22 protein-coding genes are annotated in these 26754 nt (G+C 53.9%); 1 reads left to right on the top strand and 21 read right to left on the bottom strand.

Translation table 11 applies throughout. From position 1 onward, the window contains the following. Window positions 1-56: 56 nt before the first annotated feature. From RIN67_RS02455 to croR, 4 genes are all read right to left on the bottom strand, one after another. On the bottom strand, window positions 57-3158 hold the full coding sequence (locus RIN67_RS02455; RefSeq protein ID WP_264999982.1) for a YhgE/Pip domain-containing protein: 3102 nt from the start codon (window positions 3156-3158) through the stop codon (window positions 57-59). Between the two features lie 404 nt (window positions 3159-3562). Next, window positions 3563-4888: a D-alanyl-D-alanine carboxypeptidase family protein gene (locus RIN67_RS02450; protein ID WP_264999983.1), complete on the bottom strand. Its 1326-nt coding sequence runs from the start codon at window positions 4886-4888 to the stop codon at window positions 3563-3565. Window positions 4889-4967: 79 nt separating this feature from the next. Next, window positions 4968-6146 carry a sensor histidine kinase gene (locus RIN67_RS02445; RefSeq protein ID WP_024747245.1) on the bottom strand — a complete coding sequence of 393 codons (1179 nt, stop codon included), beginning with the start codon at window positions 6144-6146 and terminating at the stop codon, window positions 4968-4970. 10 nt (window positions 6147-6156) lie between these two features. Continuing rightward, entirely contained in the window at window positions 6157-6846 is a 690-nt protein-coding gene (croR, locus tag RIN67_RS02440) for a response regulator transcription factor CroR (RefSeq protein ID WP_024747244.1), read from the bottom strand. Between the two features lie 1170 nt (window positions 6847-8016). Here croR and RIN67_RS02435 point away from each other — a divergent pair. Beyond that, a complete protein-coding gene (locus tag RIN67_RS02435; RefSeq protein WP_264999984.1) occupies window positions 8017-8583 on the top strand; it encodes a matrixin family metalloprotease in 567 nt (188 codons plus the stop codon). Window positions 8584-8740: 157 nt separating this feature from the next. Here RIN67_RS02435 and guaB read toward each other — a convergent pair whose 3' ends face one another. The 17 genes from guaB to deoC all read right to left on the bottom strand — a co-directional run bounded on the left by guaB (window position 8741) and on the right by deoC (window position 26750). Continuing rightward, on the bottom strand, window positions 8741-9880 hold the full coding sequence (guaB, locus tag RIN67_RS02430) for an IMP dehydrogenase (RefSeq protein WP_264999985.1): 1140 nt from the start codon (window positions 9878-9880) through the stop codon (window positions 8741-8743). An 843-nt stretch (window positions 9881-10723) separates the two neighbouring features. Then, the gene (locus RIN67_RS02425; protein ID WP_264999986.1) at window positions 10724-12454 is read right to left on the bottom strand and encodes a 6-pyruvoyl-tetrahydropterin synthase-related protein; all 1731 of its coding nucleotides are present in this window, start codon (window positions 12452-12454) and stop codon (window positions 10724-10726) included. An 18-nt stretch (window positions 12455-12472) separates the two neighbouring features. After that, on the bottom strand, window positions 12473-14143 hold the full coding sequence (locus RIN67_RS02420; RefSeq protein WP_264999987.1) for a teichoic acid glycosyl transferase: 1671 nt from the start codon (window positions 14141-14143) through the stop codon (window positions 12473-12475). 270 nt (window positions 14144-14413) lie between these two features. Continuing rightward, window positions 14414-14848, bottom strand: coding sequence for a hypothetical protein (locus RIN67_RS02415; RefSeq protein ID WP_264999988.1), 435 nt, complete (start codon window positions 14846-14848; stop codon window positions 14414-14416). 197 nt (window positions 14849-15045) lie between these two features. Next, a complete protein-coding gene (locus tag RIN67_RS02410; RefSeq protein ID WP_107740186.1) occupies window positions 15046-15591 on the bottom strand; it encodes a hypothetical protein in 546 nt (181 codons plus the stop codon). 335 nt (window positions 15592-15926) lie between these two features. After that, on the bottom strand, window positions 15927-16652 hold the full coding sequence (locus RIN67_RS02405; protein WP_264999989.1) for a DUF1129 domain-containing protein: 726 nt from the start codon (window positions 16650-16652) through the stop codon (window positions 15927-15929). Between the two features lie 14 nt (window positions 16653-16666). Continuing rightward, a complete protein-coding gene (gene ychF / locus RIN67_RS02400) occupies window positions 16667-17767 on the bottom strand; it encodes a redox-regulated ATPase YchF (RefSeq protein ID WP_024747236.1) in 1101 nt (366 codons plus the stop codon). 5 nt (window positions 17768-17772) lie between these two features. Next, window positions 17773-17982, bottom strand: a complete 210-nt coding sequence (locus RIN67_RS02395; RefSeq protein ID WP_024747235.1) for a DUF951 domain-containing protein — start codon at window positions 17980-17982, stop codon at window positions 17773-17775. Between the two features lie 36 nt (window positions 17983-18018). After that, the gene (locus RIN67_RS02390) at window positions 18019-18903 is read right to left on the bottom strand and encodes a ParB/RepB/Spo0J family partition protein (RefSeq protein WP_264999990.1); all 885 of its coding nucleotides are present in this window, start codon (window positions 18901-18903) and stop codon (window positions 18019-18021) included. After that, window positions 18893-19660 carry a ParA family protein gene (locus RIN67_RS02385; protein WP_313826058.1) on the bottom strand — a complete coding sequence of 256 codons (768 nt, stop codon included), beginning with the start codon at window positions 19658-19660 and terminating at the stop codon, window positions 18893-18895. Before RIN67_RS02385 ends, RIN67_RS02390 begins: the two co-directional genes overlap by 11 nt. A 14-nt stretch (window positions 19661-19674) precedes the next feature. Continuing rightward, complete coding sequence (gene noc, locus RIN67_RS02380) at window positions 19675-20508, bottom strand: nucleoid occlusion protein (RefSeq protein WP_056944434.1); 834 nt, start codon at window positions 20506-20508, stop codon at window positions 19675-19677. A 20-nt stretch (window positions 20509-20528) separates the two neighbouring features. Then, entirely contained in the window at window positions 20529-21257 is a 729-nt protein-coding gene (gene rsmG, locus RIN67_RS02375; RefSeq protein ID WP_107740181.1) for a 16S rRNA (guanine(527)-N(7))-methyltransferase RsmG, read from the bottom strand. Window positions 21258-21790: 533 nt separating this feature from the next. Continuing rightward, window positions 21791-23089 carry a pyrimidine-nucleoside phosphorylase gene (locus tag RIN67_RS02370; RefSeq protein ID WP_264999991.1) on the bottom strand — a complete coding sequence of 433 codons (1299 nt, stop codon included), beginning with the start codon at window positions 23087-23089 and terminating at the stop codon, window positions 21791-21793. A 33-nt stretch (window positions 23090-23122) separates the two neighbouring features. Next, the gene (locus RIN67_RS02365; protein WP_264999992.1) at window positions 23123-24079 is read right to left on the bottom strand and encodes a sugar-binding transcriptional regulator; all 957 of its coding nucleotides are present in this window, start codon (window positions 24077-24079) and stop codon (window positions 23123-23125) included. A gap of 43 nt (window positions 24080-24122) precedes the next feature. Beyond that, window positions 24123-24827, bottom strand: coding sequence for a purine-nucleoside phosphorylase (gene deoD, locus RIN67_RS02360; protein ID WP_024747227.1), 705 nt, complete (start codon window positions 24825-24827; stop codon window positions 24123-24125). A 24-nt stretch (window positions 24828-24851) separates the two neighbouring features. After that, on the bottom strand, window positions 24852-26039 hold the full coding sequence (locus RIN67_RS02355; RefSeq protein ID WP_264999993.1) for a phosphopentomutase: 1188 nt from the start codon (window positions 26037-26039) through the stop codon (window positions 24852-24854). 21 nt (window positions 26040-26060) lie between these two features. Then, on the bottom strand, window positions 26061-26750 hold the full coding sequence (deoC, locus tag RIN67_RS02350) for a deoxyribose-phosphate aldolase (protein ID WP_264999994.1): 690 nt from the start codon (window positions 26748-26750) through the stop codon (window positions 26061-26063). Between the last annotated feature and the right edge of the window lie 4 nt (window positions 26751-26754).

Raw genomic sequence — 26754 nt, 5'->3', positions numbered from 1 at the left:
AACCACAAAATCGGCCCCCAGGAGGTTACCCTCTTGAGGACCGATTCTTTTACCGCTTAGGAATGACGCTTACTGGTCGGATCTTCCACGGCTTGTAATTTTTGATTGTCATCTAATTGGGACACGCCCATCAGGTGCTTCTTCTGTAACCACCGCATGGTTGGGTAAAGTAATGCCATGCTGATGAAGGCGAAGAGGGCTAAGACCCCGACGGCTTGCCACTCAACGCCACTACCCATCCCATCGGTAATGGCTTGCCGGAACCCGAGAATCGAGTACGTCATCGGCAAGAATGGGTGCACGACGTTGTAGAAGTGGTTGGTGACTTCCATTGGGAAGGTCCCACCGGAACCCCCTAACTGTAGCATCAACAGGACCATCGCGATGAACCGACCTGGGTTGTCCAAGAGCATCGACAGGAACATCACAATGAACATCGACGCTTCCGAGAACGCGATCGACAAGATGATCAGTTGCAGAGGATGCGTCACGGTCAACCCGCCCAGCATCATCAATGACGGTTCAATCACGGCCATCGCAAAGGCTTCAACGGCCCCGATGGACAACTTGCTCCAGTACCATCCGGCAACGGAGCCCCCGGCCATGGAGACCTTCCGGATTGGGAAGGCAAAGTTGAAGACCAACGCCCCCACGTACAGAGCCACGGATAACACGTAAGGTGCTAAGGCGTGCCCGTAGTTCGGCACGTAACTGTAGTTTTCGTGCTTCAGCTTAGTTGGGGCGGCGAACATGGCGGCCGTCCGGTCAGTCAACGGTTGACTGTTGATCTGGTCGGCACCAGCCTTCAAGGAGCTGGCTAATTGGCCACTCCCGTCCTTCAACTTGTTGGTCCCCTGCATCAGCTTGTTGCTATTCGCATCCAGCTTAGCGGAACCATCGGCTAATTGGTTGACCCCACTGGTCAAGGTTGGCACCTTGCTGTTCAAGGTCTGTAACCCACTGCTCAACTGGCCGGCCCCACTGGTCAATTGACCGGAAGCACTGTTGAGTTGACCAGAGGCACTGTTCAGTTTGTTGCCGGCAGTGGAGAGTTGCCCCGTGCTGGCGTTCAACTTGTTACCAGCAGCGGTCAGTTTACCCGTGTTGGCAGTCAACTGGTTAACCCCGTTTGCGGCCGTCTGCAGACCGCCGTTTAGGGTCCCGGTTCCGTTAGCTAATTGACTGGAGCCAGCCGTTAAGGCCTTCCCGTTCTTCGCTAACTGTGCCGTTCCGTTGACGATTTGTGAGATGCCATTTTGCAACGCTGGCATCTGACTGTTCAAGCTTCCTAACCCGTTATTCAACGCGGTTGATCCAGCGAAGGCTTGATCCACCCCAGACGTATATTGGGTAACGCCGGACGTTAACTGGTTAACTCCGTCCTTCAAGCTTGTACCACCGTTCGTGGCGTTGACCGCCGCGTTCAATGCTGAAACTTTTTGGGCAAACAAGGTAATTTGCGCTAATTGACCAGCGGTACCGGACATCGCAGTCGCCACCTGTTGGTTCAATTGGCCTAAGCCAGTCGCCAACTTTTGACTACCGGAAGCTAAGCCCGCAGCGTATTGATTAATGGCTGCATCTTTGGCTGCTGACGAACTGGTTGCCGTCGAATTCCCCGTGGTTGGCGTAGGAATAGCATCCGCCTTTTGAGCCGCTGTGTTGGCTTCTTGGGCCAATTGTCCTGCTAAGGCGCTGACTTCCTTTTGGTTGTCTTCCTTAGCGGCTGCAGCCTTCACCGCACTGGCAGTCGAGGCCACTTGACTTGCGGCGCTCTTGGCTTCCTGCTTCGCAGCCGTAACTGCGGCGGTGTTGGAACTGGTTGAAGACTGTGACTGACTAGCCGTACTGTTTCCAGTCAGTTCTTGTAACTTTTTGGCGTTACTTGCCAAGTCGTTAGCGCCACTCTGCGCTTCCGTAATGGCCCCTTGCAAGCTCTTCACGGTATTGGCCAAACTAGTCTGGCTCTGACCAATACTAGCTGAAATCTGATCAGCCGCCGCACCCAATTGGCTCAGGCTACTGGACAGTTGGTCGGCCTGACTCGACAGCGACGTGGCCCCGTTGGATAACGTCTTGGATTGGCCGCTTAATTGAGACAGCCCTGAGTTCAACGTGTTGCTTCCCGTGTACAACTTGGAAACGCCACTAGTCAGAGAATCCGTATTCGTTCCACCTAGCTTTTGAACCCCATTATTCAAGGTGTAGACCCCATCAACGTACTTGTAGACGCCTTGGTTCAGGTTCTGCGCCCCGGAGTTCAATTGCGAAGCTCCCGCTAATAACTTAGGCATCCCCGCACCCAGTTGACTAACGCCACTGGTGAAGGTGTTAACGCCATTAGTGTACTGACCGACCCCAGCGGTGTATTGGTTCACCCCACTGGTATACTGGCCAACACCGGACGTGTATTGGCCCACGGCGGCGGTGTATTGGCCTAAGCCGGACTTCAACGTGTCCGCCCCGGTCGATAGCTTCTGGATTCCCGTGGCGAGTGGCGTCACGGAAGTCTTCATCTGTTGTAACCCATTGTTTAGAGTCTTAACACCCGTGGTGTAGGTGTTCAAGCCGTCGGTCAAGGTCACGGTCCCGTCCTTCAACTGGGTCGACCCCTTGGCGGCCTTGTTCATCCCCTTACCGACCTTGTAGATCTGGTCGAAAGTGGCTTGAGCGTAGGCCTTGGTGACCTTCGCGCTGATTTCACTCTTCAGCTTGTCCGCCCCAACATCACTCATGACTTTGGCGATGTAGTTCGCGGAAGCGTTGGTCTTGTAGGTGAACGTCATCTTCTTAGGATGACTGTCCAGGGCCGTCGCGGCGTTCTTCGAAAAGTTCTTAGGAATCGTGATGACCGTGTAGTACTTGTGGTCCTTCAATCCCTGTGCCGCTTGGTTCGCGGAGACAAAATGCCAGCCTAACTGGTCATTTTTCTTCAAATTCTTAATCGTCTGGTTCCCCACGTTTAAGGTCTGACCTTGATAAGTCACTGCCTTATCTTGGTTGACCACGGCGACCGGCAATTCGCTGGTCTCGCCGTAAGGATCCCAAACCGACCGTAGAAAGAAGATGCTGTAGAGGAACGGAATAAACATAATCGCCAACACGGAGATTAAAATCAACCGATTATGACGAATGTATTTCCATTCGCCTTTTACCATGTTCAAAACTTCCAACTCCCTTTATCCTCAAAATATCCTTAAAAAAGCACATACTCGGCTAATATTAGAAAATATTCTCGCACAATAATACTTGACTTGTCAAAAATACAACAGGCCATCGACAATCTTTCAGTTTGGAAAGTTGCCGTCATATCAATGATTAACCGCCTAATTCAGTCCGTTATAAATTCCTAAATTCTTTTTCCAGTAGACGGGCTTATCCGGGGATAAGGTTCTTCTATTCCCTCTAAAAGCGACTGCTGATTTAAGAACTGCTGATAGCGTACCATCTGGCAACCAACTTAAACTTGATATTAATCAAGTGACCGCCAACTTTACCCACAAAAAATGGTGACCACCAGCTATTCGCCGATGGTCACCATTTTGATGATAACTTTTAACTATTAGAATAAGGCGACGATTGACCGCCAAAGCCGCACGAAGACGTTGGCCTTTTCCACGGCTTGCGTGGTCTTTAAGGGCACCTTGACCGTCTTGGTGTTCCCCAGGAAGCCTAACTGATCCCCCTTCAGGGAAACGTTGGCCGTCCCAATCTGTTGGTTCTGCTTCACCGGTGCCTCCAGCGCACCCTTCTGGCTCAAGTTCTTTTTCAGTTGAACCTTAGCCGTTGCGTTGCTGGCAACCTGGTCGTTACGAATCCACAACTTCAGGTCCTTCGCCAAAGCCGTCTTGGCCGTTTTTTCCTTGGCGTCGTGCGTAGTGACCGTCTTAGCACCAGCTAATTGGCTGCCTGCCTGGTAAGTCACCGTCTTGAAATTGTTGTAGACGTACGACATCATCTTTTGGGTCTGTTGGAACCGTGATGGGTCGGTCTCGGACTTGTGCGCGGCGTGTAGGACCACCGTAATGATCCGGTTGCCGCCATGGTCAGAAGTCCCGGTAAAGTTCGCCCCGGCGGCATCCGACGTCCCCGTCTTCAAGCCATCCACGTGAAGCTTCGAATAGGAAGCGGACAGGCCTTTGAGCATCCAGTTCCAATTCTCCATCTTAGTGGCGTCTTGGGTGCCCTTCTGGAACCACATCTTGGTAATCTTAGTGGTCTGCAGGACTTCGGGGTACTTGGTCAGCAGGGCCACGGACAATTTGGCTTGGTCTTCTGCGGACCACGCATTCTCCGCTTTTCCGGATACGTTCGCGTAGCCCAGGTCGCCCACCTGCTTATTGGTCAGGCCACACGCGTTATAGATCTTCGCGTCGGTCATCCCCAGCTTCTTAGCCTGCGCCCGCATCTGGGTCACAAACGCATGCGGTGACCCCGCAACGGCGCTACCCAAGGCCTCAATCGCCCCGTTAGCGGAGTAGATCAACGAGGCCTGGTAGAGAGCCTTGACCGTGTAGCTGTGGCCTTCACGCAGCGGCACGTTCGAGAGGTTGGTATTCTTGGCGATCTTAGCGATAGGCTTGCTGATCGTAATCTTTTGGTCCCACTTCAGCTTCCCGTTGTGGATGGCGTCTAAGACCAGGTAGATGGAGAGCAACTTGGTCATGGACGCTACCGGCAAGGCCTGACTCCCGTTCTTTTCGTACAAGATCTGACCCGTCTTGGCGTCGACGGCAATCCCGGCCTCGGCCTTCAGATTCACCGTCTGGGTGGTGCTAGTGGTGGCCGCATAGGCTACCGTCGGCAACGTCAAACTCCCGCCTAGGGTTCCGGTAGTGACCATCAGGGCTGCGACCAGCCCGACAACAAATTTACGCAAACGTTTCATAGAAATTCAGTTCTCCTGTCTTATGTAATCGCCGGCCGAAGCCCGCGGTATGGTTAATGCTTCAATTATTCAACAGTCCTTAACTCGGCACGCTACCCGTCTTCAAGCGTTGCGGCACGGTCAACGGATGGTCGTGCTGAACGGGTAGATGGATCACGAAGCTGGTCAGCGTATCGTCCGATTCCACGTAGATGTATCCGCCGTGTAACGCGACGATACTCTGGGCAATGGCCAAGCCTAGCCCCGTCCCACCAGTCTCTTTGGAGCGCGACTCTTCGACCCGGTAAAACCGTTCGAAGATCAACGCCAACGAGGCCTTAGGAATCTTGGGACCGTCGTTTGAGACCCGGACTTCCAACTCGCCGGGACTCACGCGCTGAGCCGCCAGGGTAATCTGCTTCCCGCCATCCCCGTACTTCAGGGCGTTGGCAACCAGATTGTTGAAGACCCGGACCAGCTTCTCGGGGTCGGCTTCCATCATCAGTGGGTCGGCCGAATCGTCGGTGGCACTGATGGCCATCCCCTTCTTCTGGGCTTCCAGTTCGAAGCTGGCCGCCAATTGTTCCAGCATGGCCCCCAGGTCGATTCTGGTCAGGCTCAACGGTGTATCGGTCTGCCGCACCTTGGTGTATTCGAAGAGGTCGTCGACCAACGACTTCATTTGTTTCGACTTCAAAAAGGCCGTGTGGGTGTACTTGAGCAAATCATCTTGTGAATGGTACTGCTGGTCTTCGATCAAGCCCAGGTACCCGATGATCGAGGTCAATGGTGTCCGGATATCGTGGCTGACGTTGGTGATCAGCTCATCCTTCGACTTCTCAATGGCCCGTTCTTCATCCATCGAGTGGATGACCGAGTCGACCAAAGCGTTGACCGAGTCCACGACCCGTTGCACGTCCCCACTAATGCGGAACGGAATCCGGTGGTCGAAGTGACCATTGGCAATGTAATGCAGTTCCTCAATGATGTGGTGCAGTTGCATCTGCCGGTAGCGGCGAATCAGGCGCCACCAGACCACCATCGCGTCGGCGACCATCATCAGACTAATGAAGAGATTCTCCCAACTCCACAATTGATAGTGGTGGGGACCTAACACCACGGAGCGTTTAATGATGAAGATCCCATCGCGGAGTCCGGGGTTGCTCTCGATTGCCTGAACGATCAACACCAACAAGGCCAAGTTCAGCATGAGGAGCAAGATCACCGTAACCACGCCTTCCATAAATAAGGCGCTTTTCTCCCGGGTGGTCAGCTTCATGCTGGTCGGACTAGTGGGATTCAATCTTGTACCCCACGCCCCAGACCGTCTGAATGACCTTCTCGCCGTTCGTGGCTTCTTCAATCTTATCGCGCAAATGACTCACGTGGACCATGACGGTCTTGGCCGACACGATACTCTCTTGGCGCCAGACCCGTTCGAAGATCTCGTCCGCCGAGAAGACCCGGTTGGGGTGACTCGCCAGCAAATACAAGATGCCAAACTCCAGCGCCGTCAAGGAGACGGTCTTGCCGGTAATGGTCTTGACCTCGTGTGAGTCCTTGTTAATGGTCAGCGTGCCAATGTCCAAGATGTCCGGACTATCATCGGTCACTTGGTCTTGGCTCCGCCGCAACAGGGACTTGACCCGCGCCATGACTTCTAGCGGGTTGAACGGCTTCGTCACGTAGTCGTCCGCCCCGGTAATCAACCCTTGAATCTTATCCATGTCGCCCGTCTTGGCCGACAGGATCAGGATTGGAATCTGGGAGTCTTTACGAACTTCCTTGATGACTTCGATGCCGCTCATTTCGGGCATCATCACGTCCAGAATCATTAACGCAATATCTGGCGTGGTGTGGAGCTTGGTCAGGGCTTCCTTCCCGTTGTACGCAGTCAGGGGTTCGTATCCTTCGTTTTTAATGTAGATTTCAAGTAATTGTGCGATTTCTTTATCGTCGTCGACAACTAAAATTTTCATAGTGCGTTTCTCCTTCGCAGCGATCATTGCCGAGCAATTATTCTCGGTGTTTAAGCCTATTCTACCAAAGAATCCCTTGGACAGACCGGCTTGTGCCACAACCTTTAACTGGGCGTAAGGCCCTTTAACAGTTCTTAATTTTACACTAATCCGCAGGTCGTCGCTACCGTGGACTTCCAGTCACGCCCCCCACTTAATCCAGCTGAACCATCACCCCACTGTGCGGTTCAGCTGGCGAACCGTCACGGGGGCAAAAATACCACCTTCCAGGTGAAAAGTTTTCATTTTAAAGTCGGCGGTAAAAGGTGGCACTTTGTCAAAATTGGTTAGACCACCCGGATTTTAACTGTTTTTTGAACAAAGATCAGCTTTGATTAATCGCCTGATTACCAACTTTAGCCACTCAGTTTGTGAAAAAATCGCCTACCAGCTGAGCTTTTCATTCCACGATTTAACCATCCCCTCGACCATATCGGCCCGGGCGCTTTTTTTCGCCACCGACCGAGTTCCTTTTTCCGAACACTTTTCCCGCTGGCCCCCCGTCGCCAGTTGCGCCAACTCGGTAGCCCGCCCCGACAAGTTTTCAATCGGTTTTCTGATTCAGCCCCCTCATTGAGGACGGCCAAATTCCGCCACCTGATTCCTTCGTTTTAGAGATTTCCAACGCCCCACGCGTACACATTTTCCGACTGGATTTTTACCCCCACTTCAAAATCACATCCTATATTGGCGCCTTTTTCACTTAACCGCGATACCCCTAAACGACTACGCCCCTGAACGAATACGTACTTTAAATTCAAACAAGGGGTTAACGTTCGTGACACTTTCATTCCATTTTCAGGTTTGATTTATCGACCGTTCAATTTATAATTCGCCACTGCGGCCCAGCTATTATCACTATGAATCATTTCCGTCAGACGAATGTATCATACACAATCGACTTTTCACCTCTAGCCAGAAACGCCATTCTGTCCCATTTTTCGGCCACTTTTGGGGTCAAAAAAGTCGTTTATACCCATAAGTGAAAAACTGTCCCCTTAAAATTGTCCATACCTTCAAATATGTTGCACCACAGCTGATTAGATTCAAGGCATACTAATGGTGTTCAAAGGGATAAGCAATAACGAAAAAAGAAACATTCGGGATTTTACAGAAAGTGGGATATAAATTATGTTTAACAAGTTGATCAAAAACATCGCGATTGTCGCTGCCACGGTTGCCTTAACGTTAACGGGTTTCACCGGATCCATCAAAGCCGCTTCCTTAGCCAAGACGCCTTCTTGGGGGAGCTGGAAGTCCACGACCATCACTTACAAGTGCGACGTGAACTCCAAGTACTACCAAAGCATCTGGAAGCAAGCCGTTAAGAACTGGAACAAGCAAGACGTTGTCGAATTAGTCCCAGCCAAGGGCAGCCAAAAAGCTGACATCACCTTGACTTCTTCCAAGTCCTTGAAGTCTCAAGGTTCCGACTTAGCCGGTTACACCAACTACTCCTACTACCAAAAGAGTGGCGATAACGAAATCGTTTCCGCCAAGTCCACTTTAAACAAGAAGTTGTTGACCAAGTACAACTACACCAAGAAGCAACGCGCTAACGTTGCGACCCACGAAATTGGCCACGCCTTAGGCCTGAGCCACTCCAAGTCCGAAAGCAGCGTCATGTACGCCTCCGAACGGTACGCTACGATTGATTCCCAAGACAAGGCTGCTTTACAAAACGCCTACAACGACTAAGCGACCACTTGTTAAACAAATTCCGAATAACCTCTAAAAACCAAGCACCGAGCCCCTATCCCAGGGTTCGGTGTTTTTTTGTGCAGCTAAATTGGGATTATAAAAAGACGCCTTCCATCCGCGGAAGGCGTCTCTTGACTACTATTTAATAGGATTATTACTTGTAGTTAGGGGCTGCTTTGGTGATCTGAACGTCATGTGGGTGGGATTCCCGCAACCCAGCGTTACTGATCCGCACGAATTGGGCGTTATCGATCAGCGCTTGGATGTTGGCACTCCCCGTGTAGCCCATCCCGGAACGTAGGCCACCAACCATCTGGAAGATGATATCGTTGACGCTACCCTTGTAAGCTACCCGGGCTTCGATTCCTTCAGGAACCAACTTGTTGGCTTCGTTGACACTGCCTTGGAAGTAGCGGTCCTTCGACCCCTTTTCCATCGCAGCCAAACTCCCCATGCCCCGGTAAGACTTGTACTTCTTACCGCCATCTTCAATGATGTCACCAGGGGCTTCATCGGTCCCGGCGAACATGGAACCGAACATCACGGCGTTCCCCCCAGCGGCGATCGCCTTGACGATGTCCCCGGAGTACTTCATCCCACCATCGGCGATGATGGGCTTACCAAATTCACGAGCGACCGCAGCGGCATCGTAAACGGCCGTCAATTGCGGTACCCCGACACCGGCTACGACCCGCGTGGTGCAGATAGAACCTGGGCCAATCCCAACTTTGACCACGTCGACTCCGGCTTCAAACAAAGCCCGGGTCCCTTCACCAGTGGCCACGTTCCCCGCAATCAACGTAGCGTCTGGTAACTCTTCGCGAATCTGAGCGACTTTCCGCAAGACCCCAGCGGAGTGGCCGTGGGCCGTATCGATAATGATGGCGTCGGCACCGGCGTCTAATAAGGCGTGGGCCCGTTCGGAGGTGTCCGACGTTACCCCAACCGCAGCGGCAACTAACAAGTGATTGTTCGCGTCCACGGCGGCGTTAGGGAACTTAGTCGCGTCATTTTCGATTGCCTTCACGGCAGCGACCATGCTGGCTTGCTTATCCGTGGTCATGTTCTTGTGGATGACCCCCAGGCCCCCGTTTTGGGCCATGGTCTTGGCCATCTCAGTTTCCGTGACCGTATCCATCGACGCACTTAAGAAAGGAACGTTTAACTTCAAGTTCGGTGCTAATTGTACACTTAGGTCAACTTCATCCGGTAATACGTGACTTTCTGCGGGAATTAATAGTACATCATCAAATGTGATTCCTTCTTTAGCAAACTTCGTGTCCCAATTAGACATAACGTTAATCGCTCCTCTGTGTATTAGTCTCAGGCTCGGCTAGGAAATCCTGGGAGATATTGTTTTCTAATGTACCAGCCAAACGTTGACAGGTCAAGGTTTCTCATTGAACTTTTAGGTTAACTCCCGGAAACCACCCCAATTTCAACGAATTGACCCCTAAGTTTTCACGTTGATGGGAGCTTCCGCCTTGCCGGTTGGCCATGTACTTGGGATAAAACTGGCCGCCCTCCGGTGCTCAGGGGCTGGAACGCTTGCGGGCACGATTTTGAACTTCGCCAAGACCGCGAATTTCAAAACTCGGCCTGATGGTAAGCCAGCACAAAACGCTGACTAACCATCATTTCGCTAGCTGAGCCCCTGCTCACCTCCGGGCTATCAACTGGCGGATAATTTAACCCTAAAATTACTGGCAACCATCGGCTAATGAGACGGATTGCGACCATTGCTAACCAGAAAGTTCGCTCGTGTTATGGTAACGACTTTATCTGGCACACCACTATCTCCAAGGCAACAACCGATTAGCAGAGTTCTGGGGACAACAAACCCGACTTTAAGCTGAACAACGGTTAGTTTTAACCTAAAGTCAGCAGATTATCGAGAGTTATTCCGTTGGCTGGGGCTGCGCCCATGATGGTCAGCTTAAACATGACGTTTGATTGCCATCAACGGCCAGTGTGAGCCGAGAGGGCGGTCAGACAGGGCTCAGCCGTAAAATTTTCCTTGGTGAGCGTTTTTAGCTCGCCTAGGAAAAGGCCCAGCTTCGAGACCGCTCTTTGGCTCGAAGTGGTGCCCACGGCGTTCCAGCCCTGTCTGACCGCCCGGTAAGGCGGAAAATGACGACTACTTTCGGTGCGCCTGCCAGTACGCCCGGAAGCGCATCTGTAGGCCGCTGCCGTAGCGGCGCCAGAGTGGGGTCGCCAGTAGGAACAGCCAACTCCAGAACGACAACTGGGCAGCTAATCGTTGAACCACCGTCCGCTGGTAGCGGTAACTAATGGTACTGCGCCCAGTGGGAACCTTCACGTGCACCACACCGTTAGCGTCCAGGGACGGCCGCTGGGGCCGGCCGTTGACCGTGACGTGGTAGCCCGGATAGAAGATCTGCGGGAGCTTAATGGTCTGCGGGACTTCACTAGTGATCTGGTAGATAAAGCCGTTAGCCACGGTCTGCCGGCCCTGTTGTTGCAGGTCCGCTAATTGCTGGCCGTTGGTCTGAGTGTTCATCACCGGGATTGAATGCGTCCGGACCGCCGCCATGGAGACCTGTCCCTTCTGGGAGACGTAGTCCGTGGTGATGTCCCCACTCGCGACCGCCGGATAGGTCGCCGCCGTGACGATCTTGGTGTTCGCACCAGTGGTCTGCTGATAGAGCTGATTGTTTAGGCTCAAAGACAACCCCACCACGGCTACCGTAGCGATTCCCACGACCAGGAACTGCCGGGGCACCGTGACCATGCGACAGGCCACACTGATGGCTCGGGCACCCACCAGCGCCAACGGGAAGCACGCTAGCGCCAGGAAGCGCCAAGGAAATTGGATGGCGCCCAGTAAGTTCTGGAAGAGTTGCCAAGGAAAGAGCTTGGTCGCCAGGAAAATGAAGACCCACGCGATGATCAGGCAATACCGGTCTAACGGTAACAGCTTGCGCCAAACCACTAACGCGAGGACCGTCAACAGGATGAAGATAATCCCGAAGTTAATCTGGGCCGACGATAAGGCGTTATCCAGCGAATTTCGGAGCAGTTCGCCGGGGTCCGTTGCGCTGGTGATCAACGTGTACTGTTGCACGCCCAGTTTGCCCATGGTTTTCAACTGTTCCGCTAACGGCGCCAGAAAGGTCGCCGCCAAGAAAATGGCGAATCCCGCGGCGTAACCCAAGTGGATTACTCGCCGCGCTAAGCCTTCTCGCCGGAGGAACCAGAGACTGGCCATCAGGACCACCCCGACCGCACAGAGGAGCAGGGAAACCACGTGCGTCAGCGCGACCAACGCCATCCCCACGGCTAGCCAGTACCACTGGCAATCGTCCCCGTAGGCCAGGCAGTAGACGCCGTAGAAGACGATGGGCAGAAAGGCGAAGACCACGCCTTCCGCCAGAGCGCCCCGGACAAAGAAGTCCAGAAAACGGTACTGGGCAAAGGTGTAGAGAACCGCGGCCAAGATGCCCAAGGCCCGGTTTCCCAATAGCTTATGGGCGACCGCCGCGGCAATGACCAACGTTGCCAAGGTCAGGAGAATCAGGTAGAGGTAGTACCCGCCCAATCCCGGAACTAGGGCTTGTAGCCACGCCGCTGGTAACAGGGTCACGGCCGGATAGAACAGGTTGATGGGATACCCCCATTGACTAAACGCGGTGGTGGAGACGGCCGGAATCTGCCACCAGTGGCCCCCCAACTTTAATTGCTGGGCCAAACCCTGAATTCGGTTCAGGTGAAAGCCCAGGTCGTCACCGGTATAAAGCTTGCCCGACGTGGCCCAAGGGAGGACCCATAAGAGGCTGAGCACCAGGAACAAGAGGAGTTCGAGCTGCCAACCATACTGTTTCAAAATTTTCTTAACTGTTGTCCGCATAGCACAACGCCCCTTTCCTTACTCAGCGGACTTCCGCTGGAACAGCCAGTAGGTCACGTTGACACTCTCAAAACTCTGGGTGTGCTTGGTGACGTACCGGTAATTGCGGTACAACACTGGTGCCATTCGGGCCGTGCCCGGGTTCAGGTTACCGCCCGTAATCTGTCCCGGATGGTACGAGACGCCACGCCAATTGGTCGGTGACTTGCCTTCCGGCGTGTTGAAGACCACCCACTCGACTTTCTTCTGGCGAATCGCCTGCAGTTGCGAATTTAGAATCGTGGGGTCACTCTTGGTCGGAATGTTGTAGTTCTGGAAGTAATACAGGTTAGGCACCGCGCCCGACGCCGTATAGAACCCCATGTCGATCGACCCATAGTTCAACAGGGTCAGGTCCTTGCCCGAGCTGTTGGCCCGCATGATCCGCCCGAACTCTGTCTGTGCAGGCTCCTGGGGGACCTTAGTGGTCAGCGTAGTCACCGACGCGTTGTTGGGAAACAGGCGCGAACTGGTGAAGTTGTTGTTGACCCCTAAGACCAAGAAGAGGCTGGCCATCATGGTGGTCAGGATCACCAGGGTGTCGTTGTCGCTCTTGATGGTTTGCCGGTCGAAGATGAACTTGCAGAAGTAGATGAACGGCAGGACGAAGAACGGAAAGTAAGCCAGTTGATAGTACTGGAAGACGTTGCCACTGCTGTAGCCGTAGAGGGCCAAGATATCACTGCCCAGAAACGTCAAGAGGTACAGCAGCTTGGTGAAGGCGTCCGGTAAGATGTCGCTTCGAAACGTCAACGCCAAGGTCCCGACCAAGCCCAACACAAAGAACGGTACGCTGGACAAGAAGAACTGGGACAACAAGCTGGTCGACTGAATCAGGTTCGACACGAACGAGACGGACGACGTCAGGTAGACGTGTGTGTTGAAGAAGAAGTAGACGTAGAAGAAGGCGCCCAGGGCGTGGTTGAGGGCAAAGTAAGCCAGCCAAGGTACCGTGGTCACCAGAAAGCCGGCGCCACTCCAGCCCACTAATTGGCCCAGGTGCCGCCAGTCTCGGTGCCGTAATAAGTAGACGCCCACGAACAGGTAGAAGACGATCCAGGACCCCAACAGCGTGTACTTCGAGAGAAACTCGATCCCCACGAAGGCCCCTTGAGCGAATAACCACCAGTGACTGACGTTGAAATGCCGTGCCTTGAGCATCAAGATCAGGTAGATCAACGACAGAATCAGCGGAATCACGTAGAATTCGGCGGTGTCGCCGTAATCGTAATACGGGTGATACAGGAACAAGGCAGGCGACAGCAAGCCCACCAGCAGCGCCTGTAAGTGGTTCCTCAAGACCAGCTTGGCGATTCGGTAGGTCAGAAACATCGCTGCAATCAACGTCAACGCTTCGAAGACGTAGATCAACACAAAACTCCGGTGGTCCACTAGATAGGCCAGACCGTGGATCAGATAGATGTACGGCCCCTTTTGTTCGAAAATCTGTTTGTAGAGGACTTTACCATGCATTATAGCCTTCCCCACGCTAAAGAACGCGTTATTATCGGGCGAATAATCAAAATAGAAGACCGGTGACGTGTAGGTACAGATGGCCATGATAAAGGTTCCGACCAGCGCGTAGAACGCCAAATACTGGGTGTCTCGCTGGTGAAGCCAGTGCTTCAATTTTACTAAGATAGGACTCACCTGATTTCCAAAATCCCGACTGGTCAGGGCCCGCATACCACGACCCTACCAGCCCAGTCACCTGCATTATAGGGAGCAAACTTCCTGGCTTTCAAACTTTTATCGGTGGCTGAAACTTGATTGGAAAATGGCCTAACCAAGGCCAATCCAGTATGATTGAACCGGCGCTTAACGGTTACGCTACGGAATGACGACCACTAGAAAAGGCTCCGGGGAAGTCGCATCCGCAACGATGCAACTTTCTCGGAGCCTGAAAAGTTTTGAACGAGGTTACCGGTAGAGGTCAGTATGAGTCCCCTTGTATAGAATCAGCATGTGGTGTGCATTATCATACGCCAGATAAGACAAGATACCATACGGCACTTGGCCCCGCAATCTGTAATACTGCGGCCCCATCTTCTTGCCTAACCGCATCACGTGGGTCTTCTTGTCGAAGCCCTTCGGCCGATAGCCGACCCACTTCCAAGTGACGGTCTTGGCATGAATCGTCGCCTTCATCTTGGGCTCGTTCATGTTTTTCTTCACGTGCTTGGTCTGGTAATAGTAACCCGCCTTAGAGTGCCAAGTTCCCCGCCACTTCTTGGGAATCATCCGGGTCTTAGCTTTGGCCTGCACCGGAACCGGCTCTAAGGCTGAGATGCCGGGAACGGTCGCCCCTAGCCCCAGAATTGCGACCACACTGGCCACCATGATTTTTGCGTTCATCGTCTACTCCGTTCGCCCGGCAAACTGTATGTATCGTTAACCCGTAAAGACTGGTGATTAAGCTTTGCCGGAATGATTTCACCGCTCAAAGTATAGCACCATCCTCGCTAAACGTGGGGCCAGACGTCCTGGTCGCAAGCCGAAAAAAAAGCGCACCCGCAGGTACGTTTTTTTCACCAATTTGACGCATCATCGGGTCATGCGTAGATCTTGTAATGGATCGTGTAAGCCCGGTAACCCTTCTTTTGGACCGTGAACTTGAAGTAGCCGCCGTCATGGCTCAACAGGTAAGCCTGATGCCGGCTCAAACGGACATCGAACTTGCCGTTGTGACGAACCTTAAAGCTGGCCACAAAGCGACCGTGACGATCTCGTAACGTCACGACATCCCCACGACGACCCTTCTGGAACCGAATCAACCGACTGTACTTCCGGTAATGTGCCCGGCCCCGTAGCTTCTTAGCACTGGGAACGACCTTCTCCGGCTTAGCAGTTGGTTTGCTGGAAGACGTAGAACTGACAGCGCTCGAAGAACTGCTGGCGACACTGCTGCTACTGCTGCTGACCGCGCCGTTATCCGTGTAATCCGTTGGCAAGTTTCTGGATGCGTACGGACTACTGGAGACCAAGCTGCTGTCCGCGTTCTCCGTGTCACTGGCGTTACCAGATACCGTCGTTGCGGCAGCTCCCCCGAGAGCTAAGGCCGCCAAAATCGCCGATGCATATTTTAAGAGACGCAACATGCAAACTCCCCCCTACCGACTAAAATTTTAGGTAGTCTGAACTGGCTATCTGCCCCCATCATAGAGCGCCTGCTGGCCGTGTCAAGAATGGGTTTCATAACTTGATTTTACGAAAATTTAGACGACCACCGTTTTCACGAAACACCGCTTGCACGTAAGCGTCCGCGCCGGTACGGCTCACCGGTCAATTCGACGGTCAGCTAACTTTGCCGGGTGACCATTTGGCCGCCAAATCCCTAGGCTGGTCACCCTCTAAGCCCCCGATTCACCTGCATGAGCAATCAAAAACGGCCATCCCACTGAGGGACGACCGCTGACTTGTAACAACATTAAGTTTAACCGAAGAAGCCCCCACGAATCGGGTAGCGCCGCCGCATCCAGAACATGCCGGCCATGGACAATAAGCCCACGATAATACTTGGCCATGGCATCAGGACGGGGTTGATCGCCCGTGGTAAGAGTTGGGCCACGTAGAACATCGCCATCCAGACTAAGAAGCCTAGCACCACTAAGGTCACCCGAATCCAACCGTTGTACTTGTGCTTGATCTTGGGGTCGAATAACCGTGGCATGATCGGCAGAATGAACCCGGCGACCACCGCACTGATCAAGATTGCCGTGATTCCGACGGGACTGCTGGTCTGCATCAGCTTCGGTGAGAAGAGGTACATGATCCCGAACATCAGGTTGAAGATCATGAAGAACGTCAACGCGTTGTAGATCATGTTCGGCCAGTAGTTGGGGCCGCCAAAGGTGACGACTTCCTTCTGGGGACCGTCGACCACGAACTTCACGCGGTCCTCGACGCTACCGTAGAGGTTCTTGGCCGTCTTCCCGGACTTCTGACCCTCGACCAGTTCGTCGACCATGGCTTGCACAGCCGCTGCCTTCTTCTCGGGCGCCAACTTGGTGCTCTCTAAGGCCTTGTTGAAGCGGTACATGTACTCGGCGTTCCGCTTGGTCAGACCTAGGTTCTCAAACGCCGACCGTTCGTTAACGGCGACGGAATTACGATTTTGCCGCACCCCAGCGTTCCGGGGTTGCTTATTTTCTGTACTCATAAACTTGATCCCTTCTAAACGTTGAAGCGGAATTCGACAATGTCACCGTCTTGCATCACGTAATCCTTACCTTCGACCCGTAACTTGCCGGCTTCCTTAACGGCCGCTTCTGTCTTGTACTTGTCCAAATCGTCAAACGCCATTACTTCGGCCCGGATGAATCCACGTTCGAAGTCGGAGTGAATGATCCCGGCAGCTTGTGGCGCCTTAGTCCCGGTCTTGTAAGTCCAGGCCCGCGTTTCCTTACCACCAGCCGTGAAGAACGTTTCCAGTCCTAACAGGTGGTAGGAGGCCCGAATCAACCGGTTCAAACCAGGTTCTTCGACCCCTTCGGCCTCCAAGAAGTCCGCCTTTTCGTCATCGTCAAGTTCGGCGATCTCTTCTTCGGCTTCCGCAGCGACCCCAATGGCTTCGGCGCCTTCCTTGGCGGCGTAGTCCTGGATGCTCTTGAAATACTTGGAGTGTTCAGGGTCGGCCATGTCATCTTCCGCAATGTTCGCAACGTACAAGACCGGCTTGCTGGTCAGCAGGAACAGGCCCTTCACGATCTTTTGTTCCTCTTCGTCGAAGTCCAGTGAACGCACCGCACCACCGGCTTCCAAGACGGGCTTGATCTTTTGTAAGACGGCCAGTTCCGCCTTGGCTTCCTTGTCGCTCCCCTTGGCAGCGCGTTCCACCTTGGCTAACCGCTTGTTCACGGCGTCCAAGTCGGCCAAGCCGAGTTCCAAGTTGATGGTTTCGATATCTTCGATGGGGTCGATCTTCCCGGACACGTGGGTGATGTTGTCGTCATCGAAAGCCCGGACCACGTGCACGATGGCGTCAACTTGCCGGATGTTTTCCAAGAACTGGTTCCCCAGTCCTTCACCCTTGCTGGCACCCTTCACAATCCCGGCGATATCGGTAAATTCAAAGGTCGTTGGCACGACCTTCTTGGCGGGGATCAGTTCTTGAATCCGGTCCAGCCGCTTGTCAGGAACTTCCACCATCCCCACGTTCGGATCGATCGTCGCGAACGGGTAGTTGGCCATTTCAGCCCCGGCATTGGTAATCGCGTTAAATAACGTTGACTTCCCCACGTTGGGCAACCCAACGATTCCTGCAGTTAATGACATAAAGCTTATTCACTCTTTTCTGAATTTTCGGCATCGGCCTTGCGGACCAGTACCTTCTTTAGTTTCTTCTCAAATTCTCGCCGGGATAGCATGACCACGTGCCCACAATTGGTACACTTGATCTTGATATCCGCACCCATCCGGGTGATTTCCCAGCGGTTCGCCCCACATGGATGGGGCTTCTTCATTTCCACCACATCGCCTAAGTCGTACATGGTTATCCCTCCAGTACTTTGGGTCCCACCACCCGGTTAATCCGAGTGGATGTCTAACAAACTTAAAATGCGGTTCAAATCATCGGTCGACAGGTACTCAATCTCGATACGGCCTTGGTGGTCGTCATGGGTACTCTGATTAATGGAGACCTGCGTCCCAAACCGTTCCTGCAACTGGTTTTCCGTTGAGCGGAGGAACGGGGACTTCTTCTTGGCGGGCTTCTTGGCCAACTTCTTGGCCGCGCCGTTTAGCTTGCCCACTTCGGCTTCCAGTGCCCGGACGGTCATCCCCTCGGTGACGGCCTTCTTGGCCAACGCGACCAACTTGCTCTTGTCCTTCAAGGACAGCAGCGTCCGCGCTTGACCCATCGACAACTGGTTGTGCTGCAGCATGTCCTTGACCACTTTCGGCAGGCCCAACAGGCGCAGGTAGTTGGCGATGTAGGGCCGACTCTTGCCCAGCCGTTCGGAGACCTGCGCTTGGGTCAGGGTCAGCTTGGTCATCAGCGTATCATAAGCTTCGGCTTCTTCCAGCGGGGTCAGGTCTTCACGTTGCAAGTTCTCCAACACGGCGATTTCCATCATCTGTTCTTCGGTCACGTCACGGACAATGGCCGGAATCGTGGTCTTCTCCGCGAGCTTGGATGCCCGGTAACGCCGTTCGCCTGCTAGAATCTCATAGCGTTCGACCTGCTTATTGGGCTGCCGGACGATGATGGGTTGGAACACGCCGGTCTTCTTGATGGAGGCCGCTAAATCAGCAAGGCCCTTCTGATCAAACTTTTGGCGGGGCTGGTAGGGGTTCGGGCGGATGTTGGCCAGGGTCAGGTCGACCACGGTCTCTTCACCCGTATCGACTCCGTTTTCAGCGAACAGCGCGTCGATTCCACGCCCCAAACTTTTCTCTTTCTTACTTGCCATGGGCAGCTAGCACTTCCTTTGCGAGTTCAGTGTACACGACAGCGCCCTTGGACTTCGGCGCGTAATCAATAATCGGCATCCCATGACTTGGGGCTTCCGCCAACTGCACATTCCGCGGAATGATCGTGGCGTAGACCTTGTTTCTGAAATACTTCTTCACTTCTTCGTTGACCTGCTTGCCCAGGTTGGTCCGGGCATCGTAGAGGGTCAAGAGGACCCCTTCGATCTTCAGGTCGCGGTTGAAGTGCTTCTGGACCAGCTTGACCGTGTTCAACAGTTGGGTCAGCCCTTCCAGCGCGTAGTACTCACTCTGCACCGGAATCAGGATGGAATCCGCTGCGGTGAACGCGTTGATGGTCAGCAGGCCTAACGATGGCGGACAGTCGATCAAGATGTAATCGTACTGGTCGCGGACCTCGTCTAGGGCGGCCTTCAACCGGGTCTCCCGAGCCATCATGGGGGTCAGTTCGATTTCGGCCCCCAAAAGCTGAATGGTTGCCGGAACGATGTCTAATCCGGGATGTTCGGTATGCAAGATGGCATCCTGAATTGGAATTTCGTTGACCAGTACGTCATAAATTTCCCGCTCAATGGAGGCCTTCTGGATGCCGACCCCACTGGTCGCGTTCCCTTGCGCATCCGTATCGACAAGCAGGATCTGCTTCCCCATGCTCGCTAACGCCGCGCCCAGGTTCACGCCGGTGGTCGTCTTACCGACGCCCCCCTTTTGATTGGCTAATGCGATGATATAGCCCATACTTCGTTCCACCTCTAGCTTTCTTTTGGAATGTCAATGATGATGCGGTAATGGTCCGCCGTCTCTTCTTCTTTCGTGGTCAGTGGCAAGCCCGCGTCGGTCACCATCTTGACCGACTGGCGAATCGTATTGACCGCCACGCGGGTGTCGCCGTTGACGCCCTGCCGACTGATCTTCCGGCGGTGCTTGGGTTCGACCTTCTGCGCCTTGATCAGCGCTTCGGTCTCCTTGACCGTCAGCTGCCGGTCGATCACCTGGTGCAGAATCGTGACCTGCTGGGCGTCGGATAAGGCCAGTAAGGCTCGACCGTGACGCTCGCTGATCTGGCGGTTCAAGATGGCGTCTTGGACCGGCTTGGTCAGCTTCAACAGGCGCAACTTATTGGCCACGAACCCCTGACTCTTCCCGATGCCCGTTGCCAATTGGGCCTGGGTCAGGTGGTTCAGGTCCATTAATTGCCGGTAGGCCGTGGCTTCTTCGACCGCGGTCAGTTCCTCACGTTGGAGGTTCTCGATCAGCGCCATCGACGCCGTCTCGTCATCGTCGAAGTCTTCGACAATGGCGGGAACCTCCGCCCATTTTAGCTGGGACACGGCCCGAAAACGCCGCTCCCCGGCGATGATCTCGTAATGGTCCGGTTGGTACTGTCGTAACACGATGGGTTGTAATAACCCGTGCTCGTCAATCGTCTGGGCCAATTGGGTAATTGCCGTGGCGTCGAACCGCTGGCGTGGCTGGAACCGGTTCGCGATAATCTGCGCGACCGGAATCATCACCACGTTTTGCTTCACGGGATGGGCTGAGCGTTGCGCCTTATCCCGATTATTCCCAAATAATGAAAATGGCAACTTAACTTACCCCCATCCCATTAGTTTTCTAACGGCTCCCGGTTGGGTGTGCCGGCTTTACGCGGATAACGCTTAGGCGTCTGCTTAAGCTTATCGATGACCACGATGTGCCGCGGGTCGTTCGAGACCGGCAACGCAAAGTCGTGGTCGGCACTGAGCTTGCCGCCCAGCGTCGCAATGGCTTGCTGACTAACTGCTAACTCATCGGCGGTCTTCGCGGCCTTCAACGCCACGAACTGGCCCCCGACCTTGGTCAGTGGCAGGCAGAGCTCGCTCAACACGGACATCCGTGCCACGGCCCGGGCCGTGACCAGGTCAAAGGCTTCCCGGTGTGGGGCCCGCTTGCCGCCGAATTCCTCGGCCCGAGCATGGTAAAACGCCACGCCGGTCAGGTCCAGCTTCGCCGCCAGTTCATTCAAAAACGTGATGCGCTTGTTCAGCGAATCCACGATTGTGACTTGCAACTGCGGAAAGGCGATTTTTAAGGGCAACGACGGGAACCCGGCACCAGCCCCCACATCGCACAGCGTCAGCGGTTGGTCCCGCAACGCCGGCAGATAGAAGGCGGGCGTCAATGAGTCGTAGAAGTGTTTCAGATAGACCTCGGACTCTTCGGTAATCGTGGTGAGGTTGACGTGTTCGTTCGTCGCCACCAAAAATTCATAATACGTCGCAAACTGCTGCATCTGGGTCGGCGTTAAGTCGATTCCCTGTTCAGCCAGCGCGGCCTTGAAGGCTTCTGGATTCATTGTTCATTCTCCCATTTGATTTCCTGTGAAACACAATTGTTTCACGTCTGAGTCTACTTTACCGTACTTATAGTCGAAACGCAACCGGACAGATAGGCTGACCCGGTGCATCGACGTCGTTTCCTATTATACCGAAAACTGGCGCGACATGAAACGGCCGAGTGCGGGAAATTGGCCACCTGTGGATTCGCCAACGGCTCACCTCCAAGTCTAGGCCGCCCAGCCGTCACCGTGGTCTACTTTCCGCCCAAAAGACCCGGCAGAAATCTTTCCTACTTTTAGTCAAGGGGTAGTGGCAATCACCCGCCTTACCGGTTGGGCCTCGAATCGATGATATGCATCACCATGGTTTTGCTTTAAGACCGGCCCTAATAGGGTCTCCGTTCAACCTACAGCGCTAAATAAATATGCCACTCAAAAAACTCTGTAAAACTGTTTTGGTTTTACAGAGCTCATCTTAGGATGTTTAATTGGCCTAGCGAACCATTCAGCGGGACTCTAAATCCGTTGTGGTAAACGCTTACATTAAAACTTTAACGAATGGTTTCGTGAATTAACGTGACGGGGTCCGCGTGATTGCTGATTGTGATGTTTTGGTACAGCAGATCTTTGATGTCGTCGATGTCTTCCCGGTTGCTGTAAATGGTCAGCAAGGGCTCGCCGGCTTCCACGGCATCCCCGATCTTTTTATTCATCATGATGCCGACCGCGTAGTCCAGCTGGTCATCCGCCTTCTGGCGACCGCCACCCAGGAGCATCGACGCGATGCCCATCTCATCGGCGGCCACGTGACTGACGACGCCACTGGTCTTCGCCGGTAGCGCAATCTGATAGGTCGCTTGCGGCATGATTTCAGGGTGGTCGATGACCTGTCGATCGCCGCCTTGAGCCGCAATCATGTCTCCAAACTTGGCCAGGGCGGACCCATCGGTGATGGTCCGTTCACACATGGCCCGGGCCGTGTCTAAGTCGTCAGCCTGCTTAGCCATCACCACCATGTGGGCCCCTAGCGTCAGCACCAAATCAGTGATGTCTTGAGGTCCTTCACCCTTTAAGATGTCAATGGATTCTTGAATCTCTAAGGCGTTTCCAATGGCGTTTCCTAACGGCTGATTCATATCCGAGATGATGGCCATGCAATCCATCCCGACGCCCTTACCGATTTCCACTAAGGCGTGCGCTAAAGCCCGGGAATCATCGAGCGTCTTCATGAAGGCCCCGGAACCCGTCTTGACGTCGATAACCAAGGCGTCAGTCCCGGACGCAATCTTCTTACTCATGATTGAACTGGCAATCAACGGAATCGAGTCGACCGTATCCGTCACATCCCGTAAGGCGTAGATTTTCTTGTCGGCGGGGGCGATGTTTCCCGTTGCCCCGACGATGGCACATTTTACGTCCTGAACTTGCTTTAAAAAGTCCTGCTCAGCAACTTCTACGGTGTATCCTGGAATCGCTTCCAATTTATCCAAGGTTCCACCCGTATGGCCGAGTCCCCGCCCGGAGATCATGGGGACCGGAATCCCTAAGGCAGCGACGATGGGCGCCAACGGAATACTGGTCTTGTCGCCCACGCCACCGGTCGAATGTTTGTCGGCCTTGATGCCGTCAATTCCGGATAAGTCCAGGTGGTCCCCCGACTTCATCATGGCCATGGTCAGCGCCGAACGTTCCGCGTCCGTCATGTCCTGGAAGTAAGTGGCCATTAGAAAAGCACTGATCTGGTAGTCCGGAATCTTCCCCGACACCACGCCGTCTACGAAAGTCTGAATTTCGGCAGACGTCAGTTCGTTACCATTACGTTTCTTATCAATAATATCAACCATTCGCATGGGTTGATCACTCCATTCCTTGTTGAAGATCGCTTAGTCAGCCGCCGTTGCTTTCAGCAATTCGGCCGCAGCGTGTTGATCAATAATCAGGCAATTGGGATAACCGCCCTCTAAAGCTGCCTGAACAGCCGGCACCTTCGCATCCCCGGCCGCCACCAGGATCGAATGTTGCTTCTTGCGGAGGTCATCCAACGAGATGCCAATGGTCCGCTGGTTCAACTCGGGGTCGACAATCTGGCCCCGTCGGTCGATGTACCGGGAAAAGATATCCCCGATGGCGTGGGCTTGCAGGTACTGCTTCTCTTGGTCCTGCAGGTATTCGAGTTGGAAGAGCCGCGCCGTTTTCCGGACGGTCCCCACCGAATAGATGGCAATGTTGGCTCGCCGCCCTAAGGCCAGCAGGTGTTGAATATGCTGTTCTTTTTCCACTAATTCCTTAGTCTGTTGGTGGTCAAAGATGACGGGTAAGGGTAGGTACTGGGGCACCGTGTGGAAGGCGTTCGCGAAGGCTTCCAGGCTTTCAAAAGCGTAGGTGTGTTCCTTGGCGTAGCTCACACCCCCTTTAAGCTGAACGACTTCGACTCCGGTCAACGCGTCCGGTTCCAGGTTCATCCCAATGGCGTAGATGGTCTTCCCCCACCCGATGCCGATGATATCGTGTTCGGTCACGATCTGCTCAAGGTAGCGTGCCGCGTACTGCCCGACCTTGTTGACCAGGTCGTTTAGCGGCGTCATCTGCGTGGGCACCACGTGAACCTCGATGGCATACTGTTGCTTAAGGGCCGTCTCCAGTGCCTGAACCGTCTGCATGGGATCCACGATTTTAATCTGAACCAATCCCTGTTGGCGGGCGAACTGGAGCAACCGTGATACCGTAGGCCGGGAGATGCCGAGTTGTTGCGCAATCTGGCTTTGACTCTGATCACCTTGATAGTAGAGCTTGGCCACCACCAAGCTTTGTTTTAGTCGTTCGTCTCTAGTCTCTGCCATTCTCTGGTACTTCCCATCTATCCGAATTTGTCTGCTGGTTTGTTTAACGAATCGCGGCTTCTAACGCCACCTTGATCATATCGTTAAATGATTTTTCCCGTTCCTCTGGTTTTGTCGATTCACCCGTGATCAGATGGTTACTGATTGTCAGAACGGAAAGGGCCTTGACCTGGTACTTGGCCGCCAGCATAAACAGTGCTGCCGATTCCATCTCCGTAGCGACCACCCCATAGTCAATCAACTTCTGGCGGTCCATCTCATCGTTATAGAACCGATCTTCGGCTAAAATGTTACCAACCTTAACGGGAATCTTCAAGTCTTGTGCGGCGTGGTAAGCCGTGTCCAACAACCCAAAGTCACTGATGGGGGCGTAATACATCCCCGGACCAAACGTGTTCTGGATGATTGCTGAATCGGTTGAGGACCCTTGGGCGAGCACCACGTCTCGGAGCTGTACGTCCGGGCTCATCCCACCAGCCGTGCCTACGCGAAACAGCTTCTTAACGCCGTAATCGTTGATCAGTTCGTTGGCGTAGATTGAAATGGACGGAATCCCCATCCCCGTTCCCTGAACGGAGATCCGGTGGCCTTGGTAGGTCCCCGTGTACCCGAAGGCGTTGCGCACCCGGTTATAACAAACGGGGTTGTCCAGAAAAGTCTCGGCAATGTACTTCGCGCGTAACGGATCACCGGGCATCAACACAGTGTCGGCAATGTCACCCATTCGGGCTTCTAAATGATTACTCATAATCGACGTCCTCCTGTCGGTTGTCTAGTTAAGGTCTGCCAAGAAGCTGTGGCCTTGGCCGTTCCCTACGACGTTAAAGTTATCCAGGACCGTGGCCCCCAAGTCAGCGAATGGTGAGCGGATGCCTAAGCTCCCTCCCTGCTTGAAACTAGGTGAGTAGGCCAGCAACGGCACCAATTCGCGGGTGTGATCCGACCCCGTATAGGTCGGGTCGTTCCCGTGGTCGGCCGTGATCAACAGCAGGTCATCATCGCGCAGGTTCGCCAACACCGTCCCGAGTCGCCGGTCAAAGTCCATGAGGGCTTGGCCAAAGCCTTGCGGATTCCGCCGGTGGCCGTACATCGCATCGAAGTCGACCAGGTTGATGAAGCAAAAGCCCTCGAAGTCTTCCGCCATTACGTGGTCCACGTGATCCATTCCATCCATGTTGCTTTCGTTATGGTAACCTTCGTCGATGCCGTGGCCGGAGAAGATATCGTTGATCTTCCCAACCCCTACCACGTGAACGCCGGCACTTTGCAAGCGGTCCAAGTCCGTCTCACCGGTCGGTTCTAAGGTGAAGTCACGCCGGTTCGCCGTCCGGGTAAAATGCTGAGCGTCCGGTCCAACGTACGGCCGAGCAATGATCCGACCAACTAAGTATTCGGGGCCGTTCACTAACGAACGGGCATAGTCACAAATCTTGTAAAGTTCCGCTAAAGGAATCACGTCTTCGTGGGCGGCAATCTGGATAACGGAGTCACCCGAGGTATAGACGATCAGGTCGCCGGTCTGCATCTGTTGTTCGCCAAGTTCCGCGATGATCTTGGTTCCCGATTCAGGACGGTTCCCGATGATCTTACGGCCAGAGAAGGCTTCTAGCTTGTCCAGCAGGTCCTGGGGAAAGCCATTAGGGAAGGTGCTTAACGCCTTGGTCACAGGCAGCCCCATCATTTCCCAATGACCATCCATGGAATCCTTACCGGCGGAGATTTCCTGCATCTTACCGTAGTAGGCGTGCGGGTCAGGGTTAACGGGGACGCCCATGATTGGCGTGCCATGCAGGTTGGATAACCCTAAGCGAGCCAGGTTGGGCAACTGTAAGTTACCTTCGTAGAACTGACCCACGTGACCCAAGGTATCGGCCCCCTGGTCACCGTACTTCTCGGAATCAGGCGCCGCTCCCGCACCGACTGAATCCATGACTAATCCAAAAATTCGCTTAAATGCCATCGTTCTTACCCCCTGTTCCCACTAATAACCGGCGTTCTGGTCGGCCGTCTGGTCCGTCAGAATGGCCACGGTCGCGCTGACCCCTAAACGACTGGCACCGGCATCAATCATGGCTAAGGCTTCGGCTTTACTGTGAATCCCGCCGGAAGCTTTGACCCCTAACCGGTCACCGACGGTCTGCCGCATTAACTTCACGTCGGCGATCTTCGCCCCGGCCGTGGAGAATCCGGTCGACGTCTTCACAAAGTCGGCTCCGGCCTGTTCACTGAGTTGGCAACCCAGCACAATTTCGTCGTCAGTCAACAAGCAGGTCTCTAAGATGACTTTCAAGAGCTTGCCTTTGGCGTGAACGGCGTCGGCGAGGGCTTGAATGTCGTCCTTGATAACGCTTTCATTTCCGGCTTTTAATTCACCGATGTTGATGACCATGTCAATTTCTTCGGCACCTTGGTCGATCGCGGTCTGTGCTTCGAAGACCTCGCTTGCCGTTGCCATGGCTCCGAGGGGGAACCCTACAACGGCGATGGGATTAACGTCACTATCTTTTAATTGTTCGGTCACAAATGGAATCCAATACGAGTTGACGCAAACCGAAGCCGTATTGAATTGCTTGGCTTCGTCGCAAGTCTGTTTGATGGACGCTTCCGTCGCGTCAGCCTTTAAGTTCGTGTGATCCATGTATTTGGCGAGTGCTTGAGTCGTTAATGTCATTTTT

Source organism: Levilactobacillus namurensis, from assembly GCF_032197885.1.
Lineage (GTDB): Bacteria > Bacillota > Bacilli > Lactobacillales > Lactobacillaceae > Levilactobacillus > Levilactobacillus namurensis_A.
This window is presented reverse-complemented; position numbering and strand designations above follow the sequence as displayed.